General features: G+C 52.6%; 20 protein-coding genes. 8 read left to right on the top strand and 12 right to left on the bottom strand.

Going from position 1 to position 26017, the window contains the following annotated elements; all coding sequences use genetic code 11:
* Nucleotides 1–2: 2 nt before the first annotated feature.
* Nucleotides 3–254, top strand: a complete 252-nt coding sequence (locus P0X86_RS03325) for a MerR family transcriptional regulator (RefSeq protein WP_012818886.1) — start codon at nucleotides 3–5, stop codon at nucleotides 252–254.
* A 23-nt stretch (nucleotides 255–277) separates the two neighbouring features.
* Nucleotides 278–1009 (top strand): twin-arginine translocase subunit TatC, encoded by a 732-nt coding sequence (gene tatC, locus P0X86_RS03320; protein ID WP_277747780.1) that lies wholly within the window; start codon nucleotides 278–280, stop codon nucleotides 1007–1009.
* A gap of 221 nt (nucleotides 1010–1230) precedes the next feature.
* Here tatC and P0X86_RS03315 read toward each other — a convergent pair whose 3' ends face one another.
* Together P0X86_RS03315 and P0X86_RS03310 are read right to left on the bottom strand one after the other, a co-directional pair.
* Nucleotides 1231–2736 (bottom strand): HD-GYP domain-containing protein, encoded by a 1506-nt coding sequence (locus P0X86_RS03315; RefSeq protein ID WP_277747779.1) that lies wholly within the window; start codon nucleotides 2734–2736, stop codon nucleotides 1231–1233.
* A 329-nt stretch (nucleotides 2737–3065) separates the two neighbouring features.
* Nucleotides 3066–3734, bottom strand: a complete 669-nt coding sequence (locus P0X86_RS03310; protein ID WP_277747778.1) for a hypothetical protein — start codon at nucleotides 3732–3734, stop codon at nucleotides 3066–3068.
* A gap of 46 nt (nucleotides 3735–3780) precedes the next feature.
* On the opposite strand from P0X86_RS03310, the gene P0X86_RS03305 reads away from it, so the two are divergent.
* Nucleotides 3781–9633, top strand: a complete 5853-nt coding sequence (locus tag P0X86_RS03305) for a WIAG-tail domain (protein ID WP_277747777.1) — start codon at nucleotides 3781–3783, stop codon at nucleotides 9631–9633.
* Nucleotides 9634–9958: 325 nt separating this feature from the next.
* Here the strand turns inward: P0X86_RS03305 and P0X86_RS03300 are convergent, their stop codons facing one another.
* The gene (locus P0X86_RS03300) at nucleotides 9959–11209 is read right to left on the bottom strand and encodes an MFS transporter (protein WP_277747776.1); all 1251 of its coding nucleotides are present in this window, start codon (nucleotides 11207–11209) and stop codon (nucleotides 9959–9961) included.
* 360 nt (nucleotides 11210–11569) lie between these two features.
* Between P0X86_RS03300 and P0X86_RS03295 the strand changes: the two genes are divergently transcribed.
* A complete protein-coding gene (locus tag P0X86_RS03295) occupies nucleotides 11570–12088 on the top strand; it encodes a sigma-70 family RNA polymerase sigma factor (RefSeq protein WP_145039914.1) in 519 nt (172 codons plus the stop codon).
* Nucleotides 12085–12933: a DUF4179 domain-containing protein gene (locus P0X86_RS03290; RefSeq protein WP_277747775.1), complete on the top strand. Its 849-nt coding sequence runs from the start codon at nucleotides 12085–12087 to the stop codon at nucleotides 12931–12933. Before P0X86_RS03295 ends, P0X86_RS03290 begins: the two co-directional genes overlap by 4 nt.
* A gap of 123 nt (nucleotides 12934–13056) precedes the next feature.
* On the opposite strand, the gene P0X86_RS03285 is transcribed toward P0X86_RS03290, so the two are convergent.
* The 3 genes from P0X86_RS03285 to P0X86_RS03275 all read right to left on the bottom strand — a co-directional run bounded on the left by P0X86_RS03285 (nucleotide 13057) and on the right by P0X86_RS03275 (nucleotide 18281).
* Nucleotides 13057–14118 (bottom strand): NAD(P)-dependent alcohol dehydrogenase, encoded by a 1062-nt coding sequence (locus P0X86_RS03285; RefSeq protein ID WP_277747774.1) that lies wholly within the window; start codon nucleotides 14116–14118, stop codon nucleotides 13057–13059.
* Nucleotides 14119–14157: 39 nt separating this feature from the next.
* The gene (locus tag P0X86_RS03280) at nucleotides 14158–15834 is read right to left on the bottom strand and encodes a glycoside hydrolase family 13 protein (RefSeq protein ID WP_192569815.1); all 1677 of its coding nucleotides are present in this window, start codon (nucleotides 15832–15834) and stop codon (nucleotides 14158–14160) included.
* Between the two features lie 194 nt (nucleotides 15835–16028).
* Nucleotides 16029–18281 carry an excinuclease ABC subunit UvrA gene (locus tag P0X86_RS03275; RefSeq protein ID WP_277747773.1) on the bottom strand — a complete coding sequence of 751 codons (2253 nt, stop codon included), beginning with the start codon at nucleotides 18279–18281 and terminating at the stop codon, nucleotides 16029–16031.
* A gap of 288 nt (nucleotides 18282–18569) precedes the next feature.
* Here P0X86_RS03275 and P0X86_RS03270 point away from each other — a divergent pair, with 288 nt between their 5' ends.
* Both P0X86_RS03270 and P0X86_RS03265 read left to right on the top strand, forming a co-directional pair.
* Nucleotides 18570–19145 (top strand): 5' nucleotidase, NT5C type, encoded by a 576-nt coding sequence (locus tag P0X86_RS03270; RefSeq protein WP_012818875.1) that lies wholly within the window; start codon nucleotides 18570–18572, stop codon nucleotides 19143–19145.
* On the top strand, nucleotides 19142–19372 hold the full coding sequence (locus tag P0X86_RS03265; RefSeq protein ID WP_009591802.1) for a hypothetical protein: 231 nt from the start codon (nucleotides 19142–19144) through the stop codon (nucleotides 19370–19372). Before P0X86_RS03270 ends, P0X86_RS03265 begins: the two co-directional genes overlap by 4 nt.
* A gap of 73 nt (nucleotides 19373–19445) precedes the next feature.
* On the opposite strand, the gene P0X86_RS03260 is transcribed toward P0X86_RS03265, so the two are convergent.
* The 6 genes from P0X86_RS03260 to P0X86_RS03235 form a co-directional block, all read right to left on the bottom strand.
* Nucleotides 19446–19601 (bottom strand): hypothetical protein, encoded by a 156-nt coding sequence (locus P0X86_RS03260; RefSeq protein ID WP_006208027.1) that lies wholly within the window; start codon nucleotides 19599–19601, stop codon nucleotides 19446–19448.
* A gap of 190 nt (nucleotides 19602–19791) precedes the next feature.
* Nucleotides 19792–20319: a DinB family protein gene (locus P0X86_RS03255; RefSeq protein ID WP_277747772.1), complete on the bottom strand. Its 528-nt coding sequence runs from the start codon at nucleotides 20317–20319 to the stop codon at nucleotides 19792–19794.
* 108 nt (nucleotides 20320–20427) lie between these two features.
* The gene (locus P0X86_RS03250) at nucleotides 20428–20727 is read right to left on the bottom strand and encodes a phage holin family protein (RefSeq protein ID WP_009591821.1); all 300 of its coding nucleotides are present in this window, start codon (nucleotides 20725–20727) and stop codon (nucleotides 20428–20430) included.
* Nucleotides 20728–20910: 183 nt separating this feature from the next.
* Nucleotides 20911–21468, bottom strand: a complete 558-nt coding sequence (locus tag P0X86_RS03245) for a hypothetical protein (RefSeq protein ID WP_277747771.1) — start codon at nucleotides 21466–21468, stop codon at nucleotides 20911–20913.
* 142 nt (nucleotides 21469–21610) lie between these two features.
* On the bottom strand, nucleotides 21611–23413 hold the full coding sequence (locus P0X86_RS03240) for an ABC transporter ATP-binding protein (RefSeq protein ID WP_012818871.1): 1803 nt from the start codon (nucleotides 23411–23413) through the stop codon (nucleotides 21611–21613).
* Complete coding sequence (locus tag P0X86_RS03235) at nucleotides 23410–25155, bottom strand: ABC transporter ATP-binding protein (RefSeq protein WP_036664595.1); 1746 nt, start codon at nucleotides 25153–25155, stop codon at nucleotides 23410–23412. Before P0X86_RS03235 ends, P0X86_RS03240 begins: the two co-directional genes overlap by 4 nt.
* Before the next feature lie 342 nt (nucleotides 25156–25497).
* On the opposite strand from P0X86_RS03235, the gene P0X86_RS03230 reads away from it, so the two are divergent.
* The gene (locus P0X86_RS03230) at nucleotides 25498–25830 is read left to right on the top strand and encodes a hypothetical protein (RefSeq protein ID WP_009591801.1); all 333 of its coding nucleotides are present in this window, start codon (nucleotides 25498–25500) and stop codon (nucleotides 25828–25830) included.
* The last annotated feature ends 187 nt before the right edge of the window (nucleotides 25831–26017 follow it).

The raw sequence follows: 26017 nt of genomic DNA, 5'->3' as shown, positions 1-26017 counted from the left end.
GCATGGAGAGTAAGGTGATGAGTATTGGGGTTGTTTGCGAACTGACCGGATTGACCGAAAGGCAAATCCGGTATTACGAGGAACGCAAGCTCATATTTCCGGAGCGTACGAAGGGAGGAAACCGCAGATATTCTTTTGAGGATGTGAAGAGCATTCAAGAAATCCATCAAAAAATGCAGGAGGGATTTAATACGTTTGAACTGAAGGAATTGAACAAATCGAAAAAACAGCGCTGCACGCCGATCTTCCGATGATGACCAAAGGAGTGACGAAGTCTATGGAGTTCAAGAATACCATGACGCTGCTCGAGCACATCGCCGAACTTAGAAAGCGAATCCTTCTGGTAGCCGCCGTCTTTCTCCTAAGCATGGCGGCTGGCCTGTTCGCCGCACCCCATGTGTTATCCATGTTAAAGCACCATTCGCCCGCCTTTCAGGTAACCTGGAACGTATTCTCGCCCTGGGACGGTCTCCGCATCTATATGAGCATCAGCATCGTATTGTCTCTGCTTCCTACCCTGCCGTTCGCCCTGCATCAAATCTGGCTGTTTGTCAATCAGGGACTGAACGGCCGCGAGCAGAAAGCGGCCCTTCGGTTTATCCCCTTCTCTGCGTTATGTTTTCTCATAGGGGTCGCGTTTGCGTACTTTGTCGTTTTTCCGATGAGCCTCGCTTTTACGACGGGAATCAACAATCAGATGGACCTCGTCGAGACGTACGGCGTCGCCCAGTACTTCGGTTTCATGTTCAATATCATCATCCCGCTGTCTCTTGCCTTCGAGCTGCCTGTCATCGTCCTGTTTCTGACGCGAATAGGAATATTAAGCCCGGCTATCCTGCATACCATGAGGCGCTACGCCTACGTCGTTTTGGTTATCGTTGCGGCGCTGATCTCGCCGCCTGACCTCGTATCGCACCTAATGGTTGCCGTCCCGCTCATCGGTCTATATGAAATCAGCACATGGCTGGCAGGCTGGATGCATCGCAAGGGGAAGCATGCAGCAGCATGAAGAAGGTACGGAAATCGATACGGCTCACCAGATGATCTGATATCCTTGTTTTTTCCTGTCGGCTCCTGCAAGGAATCAGCATGATAAACGTGCTGGACTGCAGCATTTGGCAGCATGTAGACGACATACCCGCAAAAAAGAGGCCGTATACCTGCACAGGTACGGCCTCTTACTTGCTCATCAAAGAATCCGTGCAGCTGCGTTCCTTGGCCGGTCCCCCGCTAACGGATCGTAATGACCTTCTTCTCCGCTTTCATGTATTTCACGAACATGCCCGCATAATCGGGATCCCACTGGGTTCCCCTACCAGCTTCCAATATGCTTAACGCATCCGCGGATTTCATGCCGCTGCGGTACGGCCGATCCGACGTCATGGCATCATAGGCATCGGCCACCGCAATAATCCTGCCGAACAGCGGAATTTCCTTTCCCTTCAGCCCGTCAGGGTACCCGCCTCCGTCATAGCGCTCATGGTGGGAGCGCACCCCCTCCAGGTAAGGAGCCATCGCATCGGCAGGCTCGATTTGCAGCAGAATGTTCTCCCCTTGCGCCGGATGAGCCTTTACCTGATCGAACTCCTCTGCCGTCAGTTTCCCTTCCTTCAGCAAAATGTTGTCCCTGACCCCGATCTTGCCGATATCATGCAGCAATGCCGTCTTATGCAAAAGATCAACCTGCTCTTCGCTTAGTCCGGCCAGACGGCCGATCAACACCGAATATTCCGCTACCCGAAGCGAATGGCCGGCCGTGTAAGGATCTCTGGCATCCAGCGCCGCCGCCAAAGCGGCAAAATAACTGTCCAGCAGCTTGCGATTCCGTTCCTCGCGCACCTGCAGCCCGCGGACCATCATATTAAAACCCGCGATCAAATTGGAAAATTCATCGGAGTAGAGATTGGAGGTCTGAATCAGACGGCCCTCCTTGATCTCATTCATCGCCCGGTACAGCTGACGGATGGGACGCTGCAAATCCTGGGTCAAGAGCCAGGCGCCGATATAAGCAAATCCGACCCCAAGCAGCAATATAAATCCGGCCCAGCCCCAATACTGCTGGGCTACAATCTGACTAAGCCCCTCCAACCGGATCTGCACGGCCAAACTGAACAGAAATAGCGGAAAGGTGCCGATCAGCATCGTACTCAGCAGAAATTTCGTCCGAATCGCCATGAACACATGGCCCTCAAGAGAGAAATCCACGCCATAACGAAACAGCGCCTGCCGCCGAACTTCCTTGATCAAAGGGCGAATGGCGGCTATGGTGAGGAAAAATTCGATCATGGCATGACAGCTGGCCAGCAGGACCGCCCCCAGGCAAGCCAGCCATATGTAAAACGGCGGGAAATTCAGCTTCCCCTGCTCCATCATCCAAACGGTAAGCAGAATGGCCGGAAGCGATAAACCGAGCAGATGCGGTCCGAATATGCGATATACCGCCAAACGCGGCATACGGTGAATGCTCAAATACGCTTTTTCCAACGTTTCCAAATCCGTATGGCCTTCATCAAATCCCGCGTGAATCGGCCGTAAATGGCGAAGAAAGACCGTCAGCTCCGATGCGACCATTACCATGAACGAAATGGCCAATATGAGCATTAGACGCACGCCTTCCCGGGCGGGAATCTCGAGGGTCGTTACCATTAATACGCCACCCACAACAAGCACAGCTGCAATGGACCCGATCATATAGTTCCGGATTAGCTGTTTAAGAAAAGACTTATACAGTTGCATGGAACGCCTACTTTCATTAAACGGATAATAAACATCGGCAAGGCATATGCGATCCGAACGTATTCGACATGATGCTACAAGTTTAAGAGCTCGGCAGCAGAATTTGCAAGAAAAACTGTTAATATGAATATCGTAGGATTTCAGGAAAAAATCAAGCGTTTTTGCATATCATTCTAATATTCGTTTGAATATCTTTGCTTATTACATGCAGTTGTGCTATAATAATTAATTGTTACACGAAGTTTAACCCCGTAAGTTCCTCGAAACATGGTTATTTACATCTCTGTTGAAGTGCAAATTCCTATTTTATGACCCTAAAAGTATGAGTTTTATGGAACGGTTTTCTGATTCACACTGGAGCGGTCATCGGAGCCGCAAGGACGAAAGAGAGGCAGGGCTTTTGTCGTTTTAGAAGCAAAGATTCTTGAAGAAACTTCAAATACGGAACCGACTGTGCAGCCGTAAAGGCGCCAGGGGTTAAATTTTATAAGCGCTATTAAGCGCACAATGAAGGACTCGGCCTTTGCCGGGTCCTTTTTCCATGGATGCGCCGCCATTTCGATTCTTCGAATCCCAAAAGACCAGTGACAGCCGCCTAAACGGCTGCATATGATACCGGAGACGATCAGTATTCGGAAGGAGCGTGCAGTTTTGAAGAAAAAGAAAAAAAACTCGTCAACATCTTCTAACCAACCCTTCAGAGTTGACCCTAGTACCAGGGAACTCGACCTGTTAGGGCGGGGTAATGGACGCAGTCCTGAAAAAGAAAAAGAAAAAGAAACAGAACAAGATAAAGAAGCCCGCATTCTTTCAACATTACCCCTTGCGGATCCGGAAGAGGATCTCATCGGCATTTTCCAATTAAGGCAGCAAGAAAGAGAAGAAGTCATCAAACCCGTAATATTAGACGAAGCTATTTCCGTATCAACAGAGGTTACTGCATTTTCTGATGCCGTGACGGTAAATTCCGACTCCGCCGCGGCAGCAACTGACTCCACAGCATTATCTTCTACGGATTCCGTGACACTGTCTTCTGCAGATTCCGTGACACTGTCTTCTGACGATTTGACGCTATCTTCCGATCCTCTGCCGAACACGGAAATCGAGCCGGAGCAGTTGATTCTTGAAAAGGAAATGCCAGAAATTAAGGGAGCATTTATATTTACAGAGGACATAGGTGAATATGCCATAACCGAGAACCGGATCGCCTCCAAGTCGGTTACGGCTTCCAAGCTTGCTCGTGGAGCGGTCGGTCCCGAAGCGCTGCAAGACTATAGCGTTTCCAGCCTTCATCTTGCAGACGAAGCCGTGACCTCAAGCAAAATTGCTCCATTGTCGGTCACGGGCGAGCATCTCATGGATGGAATCTTATCGACGCGCAAATTCAGGGACGGCTCGGTCAACGCAAGCAAAATCAAGGATGGCAGCATAACCACCCAAAAGCTGGCGGACCATGCCGTTGAAGGGAAGAAAATAGCCGACGGAGCTATTACAGCAAGGCATCTCGAGCAGCTGCTCGTATCGACGGAGCTGCTGGACGACCAATCTGTCATTGGAGAAAAAATCGCATCAAGCGCCGTAGAAACCCGGCATATATCCAATGAGGCGATTCACACTTCCAAGCTTGCCGACAATGCCGTCACGTCATCCAAAATCCGCGATGGCGCCATCACCGGAAACAAAATAGCGGATAGCGCCGTAGACGGCTCCCATATACAGCAGAAATCCATTAACAGCGACCATATCGTCAGCAGGGCCGTGACATCGGAGCATATTGCCAAGGGAAGCATCGGCCCCGACCAAATTGCTGTTAGAGGCATTGGCGCCGACCATATTCAGAATGGATCGCTGGGCGCCCGCCATCTGGAAGACGGTGCCATAGGGCCTGATCAGATTCAGCCTGGTTCCATCGGTCCCGAACAGATCGACGTCAGCGCCGTGTCCACCCGGCACTTGAGCGATTCCAGTATAACGAGCTCCAAACTTGCCGATCAGTCAGTCCATACAGCCAAACTGGTCGAGCAGGCTGTTACGGCCTCAAAAATTGCTGATCAGAGTGTTCTCCCGAGTAAGATTGCCAATGAAGCTGTACAAACCCGTCATTTGGCTAAAGGGGCCGTAGAATCATCCCAAATCGCTTCGGAGGCTGTTCAAGCCCGGCATCTCTCTCAAGATGCAGTGAAAGCAAAACATATCGCAATCGGCAGCATCTTGCCACAGCACTTTGCTCCTGAAAGCGTGCTCGGTGCGGCAATCCATTCCAGAACGATTGGAGAGCAGCACATGGCGGACCGTTCCATCGCGAGACAGCATCTTCAGCGAGAATCGGTTGGGGAAGAACAGCTTGCACCCGAAAGTGTAACGGGCAGCAAGCTGGCGTTGGGCTCGGTTGGCGGCAGCATCATTAGGCAGAGTGGCGTGACTTCCAGCAATATCGCAAGCCAATCCATTCTGCAGCAGCATCTGGCTGCGGACAGCGTCGGAGCACATGCCATACAAGACGGGGCGATCCAATCATCGCATTTGACCAACGGCTCGGTTGCCAGCTGCCATTTACAGACCGAGAGCGTAGGAACAGAAGCGCTTGGACGCGGAGCGGTAACGAGCGACAAAATTGCCGAAGGCAGCGTAATCGAATCTTCCATCGGCGAAGGGGTTATTGCACCTCGGCATCTGGCAGACCATGCTGTAACGTCCCTGAAACTGTCACCGGAAAGCGTGTCGACCGACAAGCTGGTGGATCTTTCCGTTACGTCGTCCAAACTTGCCGAAGGCAGCATCACTGGTGACAAAATAGCATCCCAAGCCATTCGTTCCACCCACCTGTCAACCCATTCCGTCGCCAAGGAAGCCATTCAGAATGGAGCCGTTACCTCAGACAAAATTGCCCAGCAGTCGGTTGAGGGAGTGCATCTTGGACTGGAATCCATCTTGGGCAAACATATCACCCAGGAAGCAATCCACGGCTACCATTTGAAAAAGAAATCCATCACGCTAAACCATTTGGCTGACGAGAGCCGATCGCCCGATATGCTGTTTGCCGACGGAAGCATTCCAGGAGCGAAGCTTGAATCGCAATCGATTACGGAAGACCACCTTACCCCTTCATCTGTGTCGGGGACCGTATTGAAAACAAACGCCGTTAGCGGAGAAAAAATCAAACCGCTCTCCATCTCGGCAGTGCATCTGCAAGAAGCGAGCGTCCTTTCGGACCATCTTGGTTTGGAAGTGGTCAAATCACAGCATATTGAGGATATCGCTGTAACCGATCGGCATATTGCGTCAGGCTCGATCAGCGCAAAGCATATCCAGAACGAAAGCATTGAATCGTCGCACATCGAGAACGGTGCCGTTCTTTCCGAGCATATTGCCGGAGAATCGATCCATGGAAACCATCTCAGTGAAGGGGCTGTGGCATCCAAGCATATAGAATTATTCTCTATTCAAAGTCACCATCTCGCCCCTTACTCCGTCAACATGGCCCATCTGGCGGATCAGTCTGTCGGCCATGTCCACTTGCAACCGGATAGTGTGGGAGTCGATCAGCTGCAGCCTGGGTCCGTCAAATCAAGACAATTGGCAGAAGGTGCCGTGCTTCCCCATCATTTGCAGACGCACAGCATCACCACGAAGCATATTGAAGCCGGTGCGATTACAACGGAGCTTATTCAGGATCACGGGGTTACGGGAGCAAAAATTGCCCATGGAACGATCACCGGCTCAAACATTGCGGCAGGTTCTCTGAACGGCTCGAAAATAGCGGAGGGCTCTATTGAAAGCCGGCATCTCGGTCCGGACGCCTTTGATAACTTCAATCTGGCTAACGGCTCCGTTACGGGGAGCCAAATCGCCAAGGAAACCATCACGGGGGCGAACATTGCGGCTGGTGCTTTGAACGGGTCCCAGATTGCCAAGGGCTCTATCGAAAGCAAGCACCTCGCTCCGGACGCTTTTGATAACTTCACTTTAGCCGAAAACTCTGTAACAGGAAGTCAAATTGCTGGGGGAACTATCACCGGCGCGAACATCGCCGACGGCTCCTTAGACGGATCGCAGATTGCCGAAGGCTCCATCGAGAGCAAGCACCTCGCTCCGGATGCTTTCGACAACTTCACCTTAGGAAAGGGTTCTGTTACGGGAAGTCAAATTGCTGAAGGTACCATCACTGGCGCGAACGTCGCCGATGGGTCCCTGAAAGGTTCGAAGATCGCCGAAGGCTCCATTGAAAGCCGCCACCTCGGTCCGGACGCTTTTGATAACTTCACCCTGGCCGGCGGATCTGTATCCGGAAGGCAAATCGCTAAGGGGACCATCACGGGGGCGAACGTCGCCGACGGCTCCTTGAACGGGGCGCAGATTGCCGAGGGATCCATCGAATGCAAGCACCTTGCACCGAATGCTTTTGACAACTTCACCTTAGACGAGGGCTCTGTTACGGGAAATCAAATCGCTGAGGGAACCATCACCGGAGCGAACGTCGCCGACGGCTCCTTGAACGGGGCGCAGATTGCCGAGGGCTCCATCGAAAGCAAGCACCTTGGACCCGACGCTTTTGCTAACTTCACCCTGGCCGGCGGATCTGTATCCGGAAGACAAATCGCTAAGGGAACCATCACTGGCGCGAACGTAGCCGACGGCTCACTGAACGGGGAGCAGATTGCCGAGGGATCCATTGAGAGCAAACACCTCGCACCGGATGCTTTTGACAACTTCATTCTGGCCGAGGGCTCTGTTTCAGGAGGCCAAATCGCTGAAGGGACCATCACCGGTGCAAACGTGGCCGAGGGATCCTTGAACGGTTCCCTGATCGCCGAGGGATCCATTGAGAGTAAACACCTCGCACCGGATGCCTTTGATAACTTTACTCTGGCCGAGGGCTCTGTTTCAGGAGGCCAAATCGCTGAAGGGACCATCACCGGTGCAAACGTGGCCGAGGGATCCTTGAACGGTTCCCTGATCGCCGAGGGATCCATTGAGAGTAAACACCTCGCACCGGATGCCTTTGATAACTTTACTCTGGCCGAGGGCTCTGTTTCAGGAAGCCAGATCGCTGAAGGGACTATCACTGGCGCGAACGTGGCCGACGGGTCCTTGAACGGCTCACAAATCGCCGAGGGATCCATCGAGAGCCGACACCTTGGACCGGATGCCTTTGATAACTTCACCCTGGCCGAAGGTTCCATTGAGAGCAAACATCTCGCACCCGATGCCTTTGACAACTTCACCCTGGCCGAAGGTTCCATTGAGAGCAAACATCTCGCACCCGATGCCTTTGACAACTTCACCCTGGCCGATGGTTCAGTAACAGGAAGCCAAATTGCTGAAGGGACTATCACTGGCGCGAACGTGGTCGACGGGTCCTTGAATGGTTCCCTAATCGCCGAAGGTTCCATCGAGAGTAAACACCTTGGACCGGATGCTTTTGATAACTTCACCTTGGCCGAGGGGTCCATTGAGAGCAAACATCTCGCTCCGGGTGCCTTTGCCAACTTTACCCTGGCTGACGGTTCTGTTACAGGAAGCCAGATCGCTGAAGGGACTATCACTGGCGCGAACGTGGCCGAGGGATCTTTGAACGGTTCTCTGATCGCCGAGGGATCCATTGAGAGTAAACACCTTGGACCGGATGCTTTTGATAACTTCACCTTGGCCGAGGGGTCCATTGAGAGTAAACATCTAGCACTGGATGCCTTTGATATCTTTACCCTAGCTGACGGCTCTGTTACAGGAAGCCAAATTGCTGAAGGTACTATCACCGGCGCGAACGTAGCTAAGGGATCCTTGAACGGCTCCCAGATTGCCGAAGGCTCCATCGAGAGCAAACACCTTGGACCGGATGCCTTTGATAACTTCACCCTGGCTGACGGCTCTGTTACCGGAAGCCAAATTGCTGAAGGGACTATCACCGGCGCGAACGTCGCCGACGGGTCCTTGAATGGTTCCCTAATCGCCGAAGGTTCCATCGAGAGTAAACACCTTGGACCGGATGCTTTTGATAACTTCACCTTGGCCGAAGGTTCCATTGAGAGCAAACATCTCGCACCGGATGCCTTTGATAACTTTACCCTGGCTGACGGTTCTGTTACAGGAAGCCAAATCGCTGAAGGCACTATCACTGGCGCGAACGTGGCCGAGGGATCCATCGAGAGCCGGCACCTTGGTACGAATGCCTTTGATAACTTCACCTTGGCCGAGGGGTCCATTGAGAGCAAACATCTCGCTCCGGGTGCCTTTGATAACTTTACCCTGGCTGACGGTTCTGTTACAGGAAGCCAAATCGCTGAAGGGACTATCACTGGCGCGAACGTGGCCGAGGGATCTTTGAACGGTTCCCTGATCGCCGAAGGTTCCATTGAGAGTAAACACCTTGGACCGGATGCTTTTGATAACTTCACCTTGGCCGAGGGATCTGTTACCGGAAACCAAATCGCTGACGGGACCATCGAGAGAAGACATCTTAGACCGGACGCTTTTGATACCTTTACACTCGCTGACGGCAGCATTGACGGCGACAAATTAGGCAAGTCGGCTGTCGCTAGCGTTCATATTTCCGACGGGGCTGTAACCGGCCAGCAATTGGCTGAGTCAGCAGTCACTGCACAGCATCTGGCCTTCACGCCGGTGCGCAGCTCAAGCGGGAAGCCGAAACTTCAGCAATTTGGAATGACCCCCTTTGTATTGACAGGGGCCGGCACTCAGACCGAGGTGACCGTCCTATTCGATGAACCTTATGCCGGCATTAACTATGTTATCGTGGGGATGAGCAACAATCCTGGCTTCCAGATCTCACTGAAATCCCAGCGCGAGGATGCAGCAGTTCTGGAAGTGATCCGCCAGCCGAATTGCAGCCTTTCCTACGGCTTCGTGTCCTGGATTGCCCTTGGCCCTTCACTGTAACCAGAATATCAAGCCCAAAAACGGCTCTCCTATAGCGATAGGAGTGCCGTTTACACGTTATTCATGCCATCGTCATTCTAATGAATCGCATACTCTACCAGCCTATGTTTCCGAAGGAAAAGAGCGTGGATTGTTTCAAATACGGCTTACGAAATTAAAGCCTTGCATAAGGATATGGATGAAACGCCTGTTCATAACGCGAGTCCCCGTAGTATTCAAAATAAAAAAGACGAGCTTAACGCTCGCCTTTTTTATTTTCGAAATTGTCTGCATGTATGAAACTTGCAGTCATCAAGTCCGGCGGGAGGATGAACCTATATGCCAATTATACCGCGCGTTCTCCTCCTTGTGCTGCGCTTTCCCCTGCCCCCGGCCACCTCGTTCGTATGATTGCAGCGTAACAGCCCGAGATGAACAACACCGCAGCTGCAATGATATACGTAGTCCGGACGCCGTATTCGTCGGTGATGAACCCGAACAGCAGCGTGGATAGGCCAAATACCAGCGAAACCATCGCGCTTTGAGCCGCGTACACCTTCGGCAACAGATGAACGGATACGCTTCGCTGCAGAGTGGTCTGCAGCGAGACGGATTTCAGCTGTTCAAAAACGCCGAAGCCTGCCGAGAACATAAGGGCCAGCCAAGGCACCGAGGTCAATCCAAAACCGAGCGTCATCAGACTGATGCCGAAGGAAGAGCAGATGACGAACTTGCGAACATTGCGGTCGATCAGCCCCCCGCCTCTCATTCCGAACAGTCCGCCCAGCATGAGTCCCAGGAAAAAGCTTGCGTTGATATATCCCCACCACGCCTCCTCCCTGTGGAGCACATCAGCCACGTAAACGTAGATGATCGCTGCGATCCAGATCACGCCTGCCATCGTCTCCAATACATAAATCACATGAATCGCCCGAAGGGAAGGCTGCTTCCAAATGAGCGCCCAGCCTTCTTGAATGGAGCGCCCTTTCGAAACGCGCGTCTTCTCTTTCGGTTCCGGGGCGGCTTCATGCCGATCCTCTATAAGTTTCATGAAGACTGCCGCTGCCAGGGACAGCGCAAAGGTCAGTCCTATCACGCTGCTTCCGCCCATGACTGCGACCAGCAATCCCCCAACGGCCCAGCCTCCCAGTTGGATCATCTGATCCACGATGGCAACAAAGCTGTTCGCTTTCGTTAACTCGGCGGCATCCACCAGACGCGGCAGCATGGCATGGCTGGCAGGTGCAGCCCAGCCATCGAGCAAGGAGATGAGAAATACGAATCCGAGAATCGCATAAACCGTCGCCTCCTGCTCTCCCAGTGCATAGCAGGTTACCATCAACAGGAACAGCACGGCCGTTTTTCCGATCTGAGACGAAACAAGCAGCGACTTGAGGCTGTACTTGTCCATTAAAACGGGCGCAAAGCTCCCGCTGATAAACCGGGCCGTCGTCGTAACGAAAGGGATCATGGCCATCAACATGGCAGATCCCGTAATCCCATGGATCATAGCCATCAGGCCGACAACGTAAAATAAATCGCCGCTATTGGCGAGCGCCTGGCCTATCCAGAGATATCGAAAGGATTTCCGTTTCATCTTTCTACCCCAATTCTGTATTTAGTTGTGCGGGTTGGGTAGAAAAACCTACATGTTCTGGCCTCCGTTCATTTCATATGACTCATATAGTAACATCCTTCATGTCTTCTGTTAAGCTGCTCGGTATTTTTCAATCCCTCCTCATTTCAGCCTTGGATTCGCACAGACGGCGTAATCGGCCTGGTATATCCCTCCATTCGTCTATTTTTTATCCCGGACTAAAACTATTTGGCCCTCTCCACGGTCTAATGATCAGTCAAGCGCACTCAAGTACTTGAGTTGATCCCATCAATCCGGCCAATGAATGAACAGATCAACGAATTCGTGCCATGACATGTATACTAGTGCTAGTAGTTAGGAGTGAGTGAACTGAGAGCGAAAGAATCGAAGCAACAACAGTTCAGCGAACATATCGAGAAATGCAAGAACAAGTTATACCGGGTGGCCTATTGCTATGTCAAAAACGAGCAGGAGGCACTGGACATCGTCTCGGAAGCGACCTATAAGGGATACCTCGCTTATGAGCGGATGAACGCGCCGCAGTATTTTGATTCTTGGATGACCCGGATCGTCATTAACGCTGCCATCGACCATCTCGGTCGCAAGAAGCGGTTTACCTATATGGAAGACCAGGCTCAGGACTACGCGGCTGCAGAGCATGCGGTCCCGCTGGAGGAGAAAATGGATCTGTACGATGCGCTGGACAAACTGCCGCCGGAGGAGAAAACCTACATGATTTTAAAGTTTTTTGAGGACCTGCGCTTTAGGGAAATGGCGGATGTGCTGTCATTGTCCGAGAACACCGTCAAAACCAGGTTTTATCGCATTATCGGAAAATTGAAATCTTATTTAATCGAGGGAGAGGTCGATAGCCTATGACAGGAAAAGAACGCTACGAACACATTGAAATCCCCGCTCAGTTAACAGGCGTTATAGATGCTGCGCAGAAAAAGGCCGCCACCCGTAAACGATCCAAACGCATGATGAGGTATTCTTCCGTTGTTGCAGCGGCCGTCGCCCTGCTCTTCGTGGTCAATATCCCAACGGTAGCCAATGCCTTATCCAAAGTACCCGTGGTGGGCAGCATCGTTCAGGTGCTGCAATTCGGGGGCGGCGGCGAGCGGACCGACGGCGTTACCGTAGGAACGGAAGCTTCCGAGGATGTATTCAAGATTCATTTTGATCAGGAAGGCGAGTCCGTTTCCAGCGTGCCTGCCTATACCGTCGACCATAGAGATGCCCCGAACCGCCTTATTTTCACGTTTAACGGGGTTCGAAATTTTGACTATGATACCATCAAGAAAGACATGCTGGCGCTTCCGCTGGTGAAGGATGTTTATGAAAATGTGATTCTGGACGATTCGGCCATGCGTTTTGTCGTTGAGCTGAAGGACGGCGTGAAGCATTCCGTATCGGAATATAAAGATCCCGGCTATTTGGAGCTGAAGCTTACTTCCACCGGCGAGCCGGTAACTCCGCGCGAAGTCTTCTATATCCGCAGTGAGACGATGCCGCAAGGGGAATCCCTGGCCATTCTTGAAGAGATTTACTTGGAAGACGACGTGACCTTCATTAAGGCGGCCGGCGGGGACTTTATCGCGGTCATCGGCGGATTCGATACCCGCGAGGCTGCCGAGCAGAAGCTCGGCGAAATTTCGTCGCGCGAGACCTACGGCGATGATCTTCGCATCGACAGCTGGATGAGCAATGAGCGCCCGGACTAACCGGTAACACATGAAAAAAGCACCGCTCCGACAAGTGTTGGGGCGGTGCTTTTTGACGATCACATTATCAGGTTCGGTTGTACCTCCAGCTCCGGAAGCAGCTCTTCCTGCCGCAAAGAAACGTTATGCGTTTTGATGAGGATAGATCATGACTTTGACGCTGGTGTCCTTTTGCGTGCGGGCAAGCTCCACGGCTTCCTCGATCTGATCCAAAGAAAACTGGTGGGTGATGATGTCCCGTATGCGGCTGCCCTTGTTCTGCAGCATCTGAATAGCGGCCGGATACGTATTCGCATAGCGGAACACGCCGTATACATCCAACTCGGCGTCAACCAAAGCGCCGATATCCACCGGAATGGCATCCTTTGCAGGCAAGCCTACAAACACGATGCGGCCCCCGCGGTTCACATAACCGATGGAATCCGCGATGGCCCCGGCATTGCTCGATGTTTCGATGATGAGATCGATTCCCTTGCCGCCCGTAAGTTCGACCAATCGCTGGGGCACGGATTCGTCCATGGGATTGATCACGCCGGAGGCCCCCATCTGAAGGGCCAGATTGCGCCGGTAATCCACGACGTCGCTGCCGAATACCTGTGAGGCTCCGGACATTTTGGCTGCCTCCATGGCAAGCAGGCCGATCGGGCCCAAACCGAGCACCAGCACCCGGTCCTCCGGCCGGATACGCCCGCGGCGTACGGCATGAAGGCCAACGGACAGCGGCTCAAGCAATGCGCCCTCCTCGAAGGACATTTCATCCGGCAGCCGGAACAGGAAGTCGCTGCGAACCGCAACGTATTCGGCCCAGGCACCGTCAACCGGAGGAGTCGCCATGAACACCACGTCCGGGCACAGGTTGTAGCGTCCGCTTTTGCAATAGGCGCATCGCCCGCACGTAACGCCCGGCTCTACGGCCACGCGGTCACCGACGGAGACATTTGTCACCTTCTCCCCCGTTTTCACAACGACTCCAGCCAGCTCATGTCCCAGAATCAACGGCTCCTTCACCTCATACCTTCCGATCCGTCCATGCTCATAATAATGCACGTCCGAACCGCAGATGCCGATGCAAAACACCTGAATCAAGGCTTCATCCGGCTTCGGCTCCGGAATGGGCACCTGCTTCACCCCAATGGATAAAGGACGATCAAGAACGGCGGCAGACATCAAATTAGGCTGCGACAAGCTGCATTCACCTCTCATTTCAAGAAATCGCTTACCCACTTAGTTTACACGATAAACTATCGCTTCATAAGGGTTTAAGGTGAATTGGCCGAAACTCCGGTCCGACCGCTCGTAATTGGTGAGCACCACTTCCGGATGACGGCCGCTCCATTCCGCTGGAAACTGAAACTCCGGCGTCCTGCCGTAAAAGTTCAATACGATCAGATATACCTCGTTCCCTAATGATCTGGAATAAGCGAAGATCTCCGGATGCTCCTCCAGCACGGCTTCGTATTTTCCGTAGATCAGCACCTCGGTGGACTTGCGCAGACGGATCAAGGCCTTATAGTAATTCAGAATGGAATCCGGATCGGCCAGTTGATGCTCCACGTTGATCTCATGATAATTCGGATTGGACCGAATCCACGGCACGACGGATGAGAAACCGCCATAAAGCGTGTCATCCCACTGCATCGGCGTTCTTGCATTGTCCCGGGCCCGGTACGCGATTCTGCGCATCGTCTCGGACACGTCTTTTCCGTCCAACAGCCGCTCGCGGTAATAATTGTAGATCTCCACGTCCCGATAATCGCTCAGCTCCGGAAACTCGACATTCGTCATCCCGATTTCCTGCCCCTGGTAAATGAACGGCGTCCCTTGCATCAGCATAAAAAAAGTAGCCAGCATCTTGGCCGATTCCTTATGATAGTGGACCGGATCGCCAAAACGGGATACGGAGCGCGGCTGATCATGGTTCTCCATATAGAGAGCGTTCCAGCCCGTCCCTTCCAGGCCCGTCTGCCATTTATGCATGATCTGCTTCAATTCGGCCAAGTCCCAGACGGCGTAATCCCAGCGCCCTTCGAGTCCGAAATCGAGATTGACGTGCTCAAATTGAAAAATCATGTTCAGCGCCCCGTTCTCCTCCCCGATCCAGCGGTCTGCTTCGGCGATCGGAATGCCGCTGGCTTCGCCCACCGTCATAATGTCATAATCGGCGAACGCTTCGCGTTTGAATTGCTGAAGAAATTCATGGATTCCCGCGATATTCCGGTGACCGGGATTTGAATCGACATATCGAAGGTTGTTTGGATTCGGCATGTCGGGCAAACCCGGCAGCTTCTTAATATGGGTGATCGCGTCCACGCGAAAGCCGTCGATCCCTTTATCCAGCCACCAGCGGATCATCCGCACCAGCTCTTCCCGGACCGCCGGATTCTCCATATTTAGATCAGGCTGCTTTTTCGAATAGAGATGGAGATAATATTGACCCGTTAATTCGTCGTACTCCCAAGCGGAACCGGTGAACACCGATTCCCAATTGTTCGGCTCGGCCCCGTCCCTCGGGTCCCGCCAGATGTAATAATCCCGCTTCGGATTCGTTCGGGAGGAGCGGGCTTCCATAAACCACGGATGTTCATCCGAGGTATGATTAAGCACCAGATCCATGATAAGGCGCATGCCGCGCTTATGGATTTCGGCCAGCAGCCGGTCGAAGTCGGCCATCGAGCCGAATTCCGTCATAATATCCTGATAATCGCTGATATCATAGCCGTTGTCGTTATTGGAGGATCGATAGATAGGGCATACCCATATGACGTCAATCCCGAGATCCTTCAAATAATCCAGACGGGATATCACCCCTTGCAGATCCCCGATGCCGTCTTCATTCGAATCCATGAAACTGCGCGGATAGATCTCATACGCAACGGCTTCTTTCCACCATGCTTTCCGCATTGCCTGATCCCCCGTTTACAATCAAAATGCTGCCCATCGCGGTATACGGACATTAGTCGTTTATTCTTATGAACCGACTCCTGCCTAAGCCGCAGTCTGTGGCAGCATACAGTATTGCCGTTTAAACGATCATATAAGCCTGATAACCATAGAATGGCCATGCCGCGGGGATATGCGGCACAGCCATTCTAAGTCTATCCTCTCACGTATTTACCGGTCAGGGAGTGTTCCGCCGCGATCAGTTCGGCGGGCGTTCCTTCGAATATGACCCTCCCTCCCCTGCTGCCGCCTTCGGGCCCGAGATCGATGATCCAGTCCGCCTGACGGATCACGTCCAGATTGTGCTCGATCACGATCACCGAGCTGCCGTTATCGACGAGCCGATTCATCATGTCCAGCAGATGCCCGACATCCGACATATGCAGCCCCGTCGTCGGCTCGTCCATGACGTAAATCTGCCCCTGCTTGTGCAGCTCGCTGGCCAGCTTGATGCGCTGGCTTTCGCCCCCGGACAGGGTGCTCAGCGGCTGTCCGAGGGTCAGATAGTGCAGGCCCACGTCATGCAATGCTTCCAGCCGCCGCTTGATTTCTTTTTTCTCGAAAAAATCCAGCGCCTGCAGCACCGTCATGTCCAGCACCTCGGTGATCATTTTTCCATGGAGCTTGTACTGGAGCACATCATCCTTAAAACGTCTGCCGTCACAGGTATCGCACGGCGACTTGATGCCTTCCATGAAAGCCAGGTCCGTATAGATGAAGCCGAGCCCGTGGCAGTCGGGGCAGGCCCCTTTGGAATTGAAGCTGAACAGGGACGGACTCTGGCCGTTCGCCTTGGCGAACATGCTCCGGATGTCATCCATGATCCCCGTGTAGGTGGCAGGGTTGGAACGGATCGAGGCGCTGACGGCGGACTGGTCGATGACAACAGCCTCGGGATGCTGGGACAGGAAGGCATGGTGAATGAGCGAGCTCTTTCCTGATCCCGCTACGCCCGTGACCACGGTCAATACGCCTACCGGGATATCCACCGTCACATTGTTCAGGTTATGATGATTCGCATTGGCAATGCGCATATGCCCTGTAGGTACGCGAAACTGTTCCTTCATCGGCATCCACCGCTTCATATACCGCCCGGTTAAGGTGGAAGCTTGGTCGCACAGCTGCTCGACCGTCCCTTCGAAGACAATTTCCCCTCCCCGGGTACCGGCATTCGGCCCCACATCCACCACATGATCGGCAATTTCAATCACGTCACGGTCATGCTCCACGACCAGCACGGTGTTGCCCTTGTCGCGAAGCTTCCTCAGCATGCCGTTCAGACGGTGGACATCCCGCGGATGCAAGCCCACGCTCGGCTCATCAAAAACATACATCATGTCCGTCAGGCTGCTGCCCAGATGCCGGACCATCTTGACCCGCTGCGACTCGCCTCCGGAGAGCGTGGTCGTCTCCCGGTTCAGCGTCAGGTAATCCAGTCCCATATCCATCAAATGCTGCAGCCGCTCCGCTAAGCTGGCTACCATGCCGGCAGCGATCGGCTCCTTGATATCCAGGATGAACGCTTTTAGGTCCCCGATCTCCATGGCCGCACACTCGGCGATGTTGAATCCGTTGATCCTGCAGCTTAACGCAGCTTGGCTGAGCCGTGTCCCCTGGCATAACGGGCATGTGCCGTGCGTAATGAAATTTTTCACGTGATTGAAGGTTCGTTCGGACAATTCGCTGCTGTCTCGCTGAATATACAGCCGGTTAAATTTCAGCACGAGGCCTTCGAAGTCGGACGACACCGGTCCGCCTTTGGACGGGAACGTCACTTTTCCCTCCTTGCCGTACAGGAAGAGATCCCATTCCGCTTCGGAATAATCGGCCAGCTTCTTGTCGTTATCAAAGAAACCGGACATGGTGTAGTTCTTCATATACCAGCTGTCCACCGAGAAAATCGGAAACCGGACCGCTCCCTCATTCAAGGATTTGGTCGTATCCAGCAGCTTCGTCAGATCCAGCTCCACCTTCTTCCCGATTCCCTGGCATTCCGGACACATGCCCTGCGGATCGTTAAAAGAAAACGCATTGGAGTAACCCACGAATGGCTGCCCCACCCTCGAAAACAGCAGTCGAAGAACGGCGTACAGATCGGTGATCGTGCCGAGCGTGGAACGCGAGTTCCCTCCCAGCCGCTTCTGGTCGATGACGATGGCGGTCGACAAATTCTCGAGCGAGTCCACGTCCGGGCGGCTATGCCGGGGAAGCCGGTTCCGGACAAAAGCGGTGAACGTCTCGTTCAGCAATCGCTGGGCCTCGGAACTGATGGTATCAAACACGATGGACGATTTGCCCGAGCCGGATACGCCGGTAAAGACGGTGATTTTTCGTTTTGGAATTTGGAGCGAAACATTCTTTAGATTATTCTCCCTGGCACCGCGAATGCGGATATATTCTTGCGGCATGGCCGTTCCTCCTTTGTGCCCTGTAGTGCTCCTATTATAAAAGGGCATTCATGACATGTACTGTCATAATGAAGGAAAGCTGCTATGATTCCGGTCGAACCCGCGCCGGGAAAATATCAGAAGGGTTGCCGGCCTATTAATGTTATACTTAGTTTATAATGAGTCAGGGGAAAGAAATGCAACATCCTTCCATTTTTGATTTTGGTTTGCCAATATGCATCCTGTCCATTACAATTTACGGAACATCATCTTTCGAAGATTTCATGATTACAGGAGAGTAATGACGATATGAGCAAAAAAATAGTCGCCATCGATATGGATGATACGATCTGCCATCTGATTCCCAAAGCCATCCATTATCACAATTTGCAGTACAAGGATCCCCAGCTTACGCTCGATCAGATTACCGATTACAACCTGCACCAAATCTGGCATCCTGAATGCTCGGAAGAATTTTTCTTCGGAAAGCCCGGTTTGTATGAAGAGCTCGAACTATTTGACGAATATACGATTGACGAGGTTCACAGAATGACACATGATTATGATGTCATTGTCGTTACCGCAGCCCGCCCATCCTCAGTGCCCGAGAAATGGAGATGGCTGCAGAGGCATATGCCTTTTATTCCGTTCGAGAATTTTTTCGTGGCCAAGCGCAAGGATTTAGTAGAGTTTGACCTTCTGATTGACGATGGTCCCCATAATGCGATTGCTGCGAGAAAAGCCGGAAAACAGACCATCCTGATTCCGCGCCCATGGAATGCGCATATTCAGCATGAATTTATTCTGAAGGATTCCTGGAAGGGAATGAACGAGTTAGTAGACCGCATGTTATCCGATTCTAATCATCAAGGGGAAATGAAATGAATATAGACCGCAATAGCCGGTACCTGTCGCAAGACATCCATTTTTTCGCTGCCGCGCTTTCGGAAACGCTGGTTTCCGTGTGGGAGGAAGACCCCGCAAGCGTATACGTGGAGATCGAGCGAGGTTACATTGAATGCTACACGCCGGATGTCGTCCGCATCCGCAACGAAGAAACAGGTTATTTGACGCACTACAGCCGTGATACCGCGATGTTTCAGCGGATGTAAAAATACGATAAGAGCCGCTTCCCTTGCCGGGAGGCGGCTCTTTTTATTGCCCGATTTACCTTTTTTGCCAAGTTCACCTTTTAGCTGACAAGACAAGAAACAGGGTTGCGAGCGGGCCTAACAACAGTGACAGCAGAAACCAGTTTAATCCCGTTCTGTTCTTTCCTTGGGCCAGCCCGGCATTGATCAGCGCCAGCGTTCCCCATCCCACGTAAAATTCGTTATTCATCGTATCCCCTCCGAACCGCATTCTATCTGGCTTAATACGTATGGCGGAATGAATCGTTGCAGGATATGCGCAAAAAGAGCAAGGAATGCTCCCTGCCCTGCGTGGTTATAAAAATCATGGCACATTCGCTTAAAATGCCGCGATGCGCGGCTCCGGAAGAAGCCGAAGCTTCCCAGCGTCAGGACGATGCTCACGCTTGCTCCAATTCCCTTAACAGCTGAAATATCTGTCCCCTGTGATGGGACTCATGCTCAATCAGATGATAGATGACCCATTCGGGCGTCACATCGTACGCCTCCAGTCGTCTGGGTCTTCTCCAGTCCGAAAGGTCCATGCCTCGGAAATGGGCAACCAGTTCCTGACGAACCATGTGCATACGGTGGAGATGCTCAGCGAGCGGCTGATCCGGCACTTCGGAAAGACGGTTATCCTCCGTACGGTGATCCCAGGGGAAACCTGCCTTTATTTTCGGGTCCCAATCGGATTCAAGCACCTCGACGTACAGCCAGTCCGCTTCGATTAAGGCAATATGGTATAGCAGTGAACCGATGGATTGCCGGCCGGGCGCCTTATGATTCAGATGCTCATATGGGATCCCGGCCAGCCGTTTCAATATCGTCCGCCGCACGTCCTCAAGTCCCCATATCCAGCGGCCGATCTCCGGCTCAAACCCAGGCAGCGCCTCAACGGTCAACGTTTTCCTTTGCAAGTCTTTCACGCTCCCTCTCATGATCTCATGCACTTTAGGATAACAGGCGGGAGACGCAGGCTACAAGGTAACGTTCGGTTTAGACCAAAATGATCCTGGGGCCCATTGCAGCCGTTCTTACTTCTTTCTGGTCGCAATCGCCTCTGCCGTTTGTTTAACGGCCTGATGCCCGAATACGGCGAACGCTCCCGCAAGGATGCCTTGGATGATATTCTCCACGCTCCAGCCGATCAAGCCGGTTGTCAACAGGATGGATACGACCATAACCACATATACGATGCTCCAATTCGGAACCTTAGGCGTTTGCTTCAGCACGTATCCGATCACCCAACAAGCGGCAACGACCATGAACAGCCGCGGATCGATCAGTTGAAAAATGACGCTCCATTCCATGACAAACCCACCCTTTCCATTCATTTTCTACATCCTATTCCTAGAGCCTATCGATCGGCTTGTACTTATATCCTTATTCCCGCAGGCAAAATAATAGAATCTGCCGATGGAATTCATGATAGGTTCATGGATGGGCAGACGAAGCGCCAATCGCGTATTTCCGGGTGGAGGGAATACAAGAAGGTATTCTTTGAAGTGGCGTTGAAACTAAAGGTCATTGCCTGCCGCTTCAATGATCCCGCAGATCCAATCGGTCAACCGCCGATCCTTCTCTTCCTGACTGCAGTCCGTTGGCAAGGCAAGGTAGTGCTGATGCTCGGGAATCCGGGGTATCCCCTTCTTCATGACGGCATCCGCCCTGGTATCATTTTGGTATTCTATAAAACGAAGATCCCTTCCGTCCAATGTCTGATAGGCATAACAGCTGTACTCGATTTCGTCGATGACGGTCCAGTGATGTCCCTGCCTCCTGGGATTGCACAACACATGCGTACCCTTCAGCTTGTTCAATGAGTACAGAAAGCCTTGCAGCTGGGCTTCCGTTATGTGGTAGTCATCCAAGTAATACCGCTGCGAGACTCTGTCCGCATTCGTGTCGATGATCTGATAGTTTAGAATAAACGCAGCACCTTTGCGCAGCACCGGATCGAAGTAATCCTTCTGTATCCGCCCCTTATGACGGGAAAGGCGATCTGACACCAGATCATCCATGTTGCTATGGTCCAGGTTATGACCGAAAGTGATCAAGAACTTGCGATTCTTCATGCAGAACTCCCCCTTATATGACCGATATAATTCCAGTATGTTCCACCCATTATTATACAAAACAAGGCAGCCTCCTCACCAACGGAAGCTGCCTTGCTCATAAACCTGTTCAAACATCCCCAATTCCAAACCACATTGAATGTTATACCTTACTAACCTCGGCTTCATCCGCTACCGCGGCCTCGGTCTCGGTCGTGGACTGACCCTGCCATAACAGCTGCATCTCTTCGCTCGTGGCGAGCAGCTCCGCCAAGCTTCCCTCCGCTTCGATCCGTCCATCCTTCATGACGATGATATGATCGGCCTTGGACAGAGCCGCCCTGCGGTGCGATACTGCAATGCAGGTGACGTCACGCTCCTTGAACATTCCCTCCCATACCAGCTGCTCCGTCTCCACGTCCAGCGCGCTGGACAGATCGTCGAAGATGTACAGATCCGCGCCGGTCATCAGCATGCGCGCCGTGGCCGCGCGCTGGATCTGTCCCCCCGACAGCATGACGCCTCTCGGGCCGACAAACGTCTCCAGCCCTTGATCCAGATTCTCGATGTCCTTCTCCATGACGGCCAGCCGGACGGCCCGTTCCAGCGCTTCCTCGGCCCGCTCTTTCTTCCCTTGCACGATGTTCTCTCTCAAAGGATCGCTGAACAGCCTTGGAACCTGCGGGGTATAAGCCGCCCGAGGGGGCATCAGGAAGGTAGCCGGATCGACTTCTTCCCCGTTCCAGCGAATCGTGCCCGCCTGCTTGGGCAGCAGCCCCAGCAGGGTCCGGACAAGCGTCGATTTCCCGGCCCCGATTCGGCCGGTCACCACCAGAAACTTGCCGCGCTCCAGGCGGAGGTTAATATTCGATATCCCATTCTCCGAATTCGGATAATGATAGGATAAATTCTTTACCTCCAGCTCTTTGAGCTTCTCCCCCGGCTCCCTGCGAATGAGAGGCAGTTCCGGAGGATCTTCGTTCAGATACGTTTCCCTCGCCTCAATAATCCGGTCCTCCTCGCCGGGGCGGAACAGCGAGCGCATACGGTCAAAGGAAACCTTCAGCCGTTTGTGCTGGAACACCATATATCCGAATAAGGAAATGCTGAACCCGATATTGGCCAGGTACGTCGTAAACAACGCAAAATCACCGACGGTGAAATGTCCGGCCTGCATCTCGGTTGCGCACATCAACAGGATCAGCCCCGTACAAATGCTCAGCACATGCTGGTTCAGGGACCGCATCCATTGTTTGAACAGATTATCCTTCAGCGCTGCCTGCCGGCGGTCCTCATTCAGCTTCGTGAAGCGTTCATGGACATGATCTTCGGCCTGCCCGAGCTTCAATGCTTGAACCGCGCCGAAGGTTTCGGCAATGAAGCTGGTGATGCGCCCCGTAGCTTCCCGGTTCTTCAGGCCGTAACGCCGTGCGCGGTTGCCGGATAAATTGTTCAGGAGCGTGACCACCACGAGCGGCAGCACGGCCACCAGCATGATTTTCCAGTTAATGCTTGCCATGATGACAACGGATACGAGCGCAAAAACAAGGCGTCCCCAAAAATCCACCCAGGACTCCACGTATTCCACCACTTCATCCACGTCATCGCGGAAGCGACTCATCGCCTCCCCTGGAGAAGCCGGCAAATTCCGTCCCGGCCAGCGCATGATCCCCGCCAGCATGTTGGTGCGCAAGATAGCCTGGATATGATAAATATACGTTACCCATTGATAGAAGGCTGCAAAGAACGTCCCCACCCGCGCGACCCTTACAACGGCAATAAAAATCAAAGGAACGGCCAGCCATACATAATCCGTGGAATTCGATGTGGCCCGGTCGAAAAACCACTGCATTCCGAGCCCGATCAATAACGGCAGCGAATGAAAGATGCACCACAATAAACCGTTGATTAAAAATAATGAGGGCCTAAATCGAAACAGCCGCCCTATAAAACCCGTGATGGTCACGCCAGCTCCTCCTCTCTGCCTGTGCTCAGCAGTCTCGCATAATGCGATGCCGGATCTAACGCAAGTGCTTCCCGTGCGCCGAATTCCAGAATTCGTCCGTCACCCAGCACCATGATTTTATCCACCTGCTCCAGGGTAGCCAGCCGATGCGCGATGATGATGCCCGTACAACTGCTCATCAGCTGATCGACGGCTGCCTGCAGCATGGTCTCCGTTGCGGCGTCCAAGCGGGAAGAGGGTTCATCCAGAATCACCAGGCTCGGCTGCGTCAAAAATACCCGGGTTAACGCAAACAGCTGCGCTTCCCCGGCGGACAACGAGGCCCCGCCTGTGGTCAGATGCGTATCCAGACCTTCCGGCTGCGCATCGATCCACTGCCGAAGCCCGAGACGCTCCGTCGTTTCCAGGATGAATTCGTCCGACACGCCATGATCGAACAGCGTCAGGTTGTCGCGCAGCGAGCCGTCGAACAGCTGCACATCCTGCGTAACCATCCCCACCCGGCGGTAAAGCGCCGGCAGCTTCAGCTTCGTGATATCCGTGCCTCCGACGCGGATGACCCCGCTGTCGATGTTATACAGCCGAAGCAGAATGCGGCTGAGACTCGACTTCCCGCTGCCGGTACGTCCGATGATCCCCAGGCGTTCACCCGGCTTCACTTCGAAGTTAATGTCCTTTAATACCGGTTTATCCGCGTTGTAACTGAAGTTGACGCCCTCAAACTCCAAACCGAGCGCGCCTTCGGGCAGCTCTTCCTGCTCCCCGTCCACGATCTCGCTCTTGTTGGACAGCAGCTCTCTGGAACGCAGCATGCCGGATTTCGCTTTCTGGAACTCCTGCACTTGGTCGCCCAGCATCTCGATCGGATCGTTTAACATCTGCGTATATTGATAGATCAGGAACAGGGTTCCCAGCGTAATTTCATCGATCAAATAATAGCGTACCCCCAGTAACAGGACTGCGGTAACCGCTAGGGCAAACAGGATCACCGTGGTGTTCCAGGGTACGACGCGGAGCATCCAGGCTTTTCTCCCCTTCAGGAACACGCTGCGCATCAAGCGGTGAAACCGGTTCATGACGTACGGCACGTTGCCGTTCGCCTGAACATCCTCGATGCCGGCGATGCGTTCCTCAATCAATCCGAACAGCGAAGCGCTGGCTTCCCGTTCGTTCTTGGAGGAATTGACGCCCATATTCCGGATGAACACCATGAACAGAATGGACAGCAGCGTGAACACCGTCATCACGATCGCGATGGGCAAATTGACCGTAAACATGAATCCCAATATGCCGGCAAGCAGCACGAAGCTGCCGATCACCTGCACGATGAACATCGCAAAGAAATTCGAGATATTCGTCACGTCTCCGTCAATCCGCTCAATCATCTCGCCGGGCGTTTTCACATTATGAAACCGCATATCCAGCCGTAAGCAATGCTTCAAAAGATCGCCGCGGAGCCGGTTCGTCGCGCGCCATGAAATATCATTCCCCAGATAACTGACAGCTACGGTAATCAGCTGGTTCAACACAGCCACGACCAGGAATAATCCCGCAAGCTGGATCAGCGTGGCTATCACGCCTCCGCCGGCTGCCGTGTCGATAAAGCGTTTGACAATCTGCGGATTCAGCAGCTGCAAGCCGGTCGACGTCAGCAGCATGGCCAGCAGCAGGATCAGCCGTCCTTTTACCGGCTTCAAATACCGCAGCAGCCATGACATGGATACCTTTTCTTTTTTGGGCACAGTGCCCACCCCCATATGCAAGCAAGTATGTACGGACCGTCATCCCCCAAACACAGGCATGCCCGGCAGTAAATCATTACCAGTCTACATGAAAACCCCGATCATTCCTAGGTAAAGAATAATTATAATGTGATGATCGTTTATTCTTAAGTGCATAAAGAATAAACCGCACAACTGCACGGCCTCTCTGCGATTATATACAATTGAAGGAGCCTCTTCCGTCTTTTCTTCCTATATAAATCTAGCGAGTCAATACCCGCTTCAAAAAAAAGCGAATCCGATAATTCAGCATACTCGTATATGTATAATAGAGTGACGTGCAACTTTTTGGAGGTGGGCATAATGAATACTGGGATCAGTGGATTAGACGGACTGGATGAAGAGAAGCTATCAGAAATTCGCGAAAATGCCGCAAGGCTCTCGGACATGAAACAAGAGGTGCCCGTGGAAGAACTGTTCTCGGAATCATTTATTCAAAGACATACGAAGTTTTCTTCCATCGATCACTTGCTGAAGGCCGCTGGATATGAGGGAAGCACCGATGAAGATTTTGACGAATTCATACAAGGTCGCACGATTAACCCGTTTATCGTTGAGCATACCCCATTTCGCAGCTGGCAGGATTTTCAGGAATTAGCCGTATCCGCTTATATTACGAAATGGCTGGGATTGTAAATATTCCATCAGTACCGTACCCCGGGTCTTTCCTCTAATAAGGGAAGACAACCAAAGAAGCCCCTCTAACCGATGTTAGAGGGGCTTCTGATATATTTTTTTAAAAGGGGTGCTTTTATCTTATGCCCCAAATATTAAGGGAAGCTTAAATTACGATTAAAGAGACATAAATTGTTCAACATGAACG

Origin of the sequence: Paenibacillus sp. BR1-192 (genome assembly GCF_029542445.1) — a bacterium.
In the GTDB taxonomy this organism is placed as follows: Bacteria; Bacillota; Bacilli; order Paenibacillales; family Paenibacillaceae; genus Paenibacillus_AQ; species Paenibacillus_AQ lautus_A.
This window is presented reverse-complemented; position numbering and strand designations above follow the sequence as displayed.

What these genes read in the sequence shown, in the direction of transcription:
- P0X86_RS03275 (WP_277747773.1), bottom strand. Translation starts at nt 18,281, where the DNA reads ATGCCGCAAGAATATATCCGCATTCGCGGTGCCAGGGAGAATAATCTA.
- P0X86_RS03315 (WP_277747779.1), bottom strand. Translation starts at nt 2,736, where the DNA reads ATGCAACTGTATAAGTCTTTTCTTAAACAGCTAATCCGGAACTATATG.
- P0X86_RS03245 (WP_277747771.1), bottom strand. Translation starts at nt 21,468, where the DNA reads ATGAAGAATCGCAAGTTCTTGATCACTTTCGGTCATAACCTGGACCAT.
- tatC (WP_277747780.1), top strand. Translation starts at nt 278, where the DNA reads ATGGAGTTCAAGAATACCATGACGCTGCTCGAGCACATCGCCGAACTT.
- P0X86_RS03300 (WP_277747776.1), bottom strand. Translation starts at nt 11,209, where the DNA reads ATGAAACGGAAATCCTTTCGATATCTCTGGATAGGCCAGGCGCTCGCC.
- P0X86_RS03265 (WP_009591802.1), top strand. Translation starts at nt 19,142, where the DNA reads ATGAATATAGACCGCAATAGCCGGTACCTGTCGCAAGACATCCATTTT.
- P0X86_RS03325 (WP_012818886.1), top strand. Translation starts at nt 3, where the DNA reads ATGGAGAGTAAGGTGATGAGTATTGGGGTTGTTTGCGAACTGACCGGA.
- P0X86_RS03290 (WP_277747775.1), top strand. Translation starts at nt 12,085, where the DNA reads ATGACAGGAAAAGAACGCTACGAACACATTGAAATCCCCGCTCAGTTA.
- P0X86_RS03270 (WP_012818875.1), top strand. Translation starts at nt 18,570, where the DNA reads ATGAGCAAAAAAATAGTCGCCATCGATATGGATGATACGATCTGCCAT.
- P0X86_RS03230 (WP_009591801.1), top strand. Translation starts at nt 25,498, where the DNA reads ATGAATACTGGGATCAGTGGATTAGACGGACTGGATGAAGAGAAGCTA.
- P0X86_RS03260 (WP_006208027.1), bottom strand. Translation starts at nt 19,601, where the DNA reads ATGAATAACGAATTTTACGTGGGATGGGGAACGCTGGCGCTGATCAAT.
- P0X86_RS03250 (WP_009591821.1), bottom strand. Translation starts at nt 20,727, where the DNA reads ATGAATGGAAAGGGTGGGTTTGTCATGGAATGGAGCGTCATTTTTCAA.
- P0X86_RS03280 (WP_192569815.1), bottom strand. Translation starts at nt 15,834, where the DNA reads ATGCGGAAAGCATGGTGGAAAGAAGCCGTTGCGTATGAGATCTATCCG.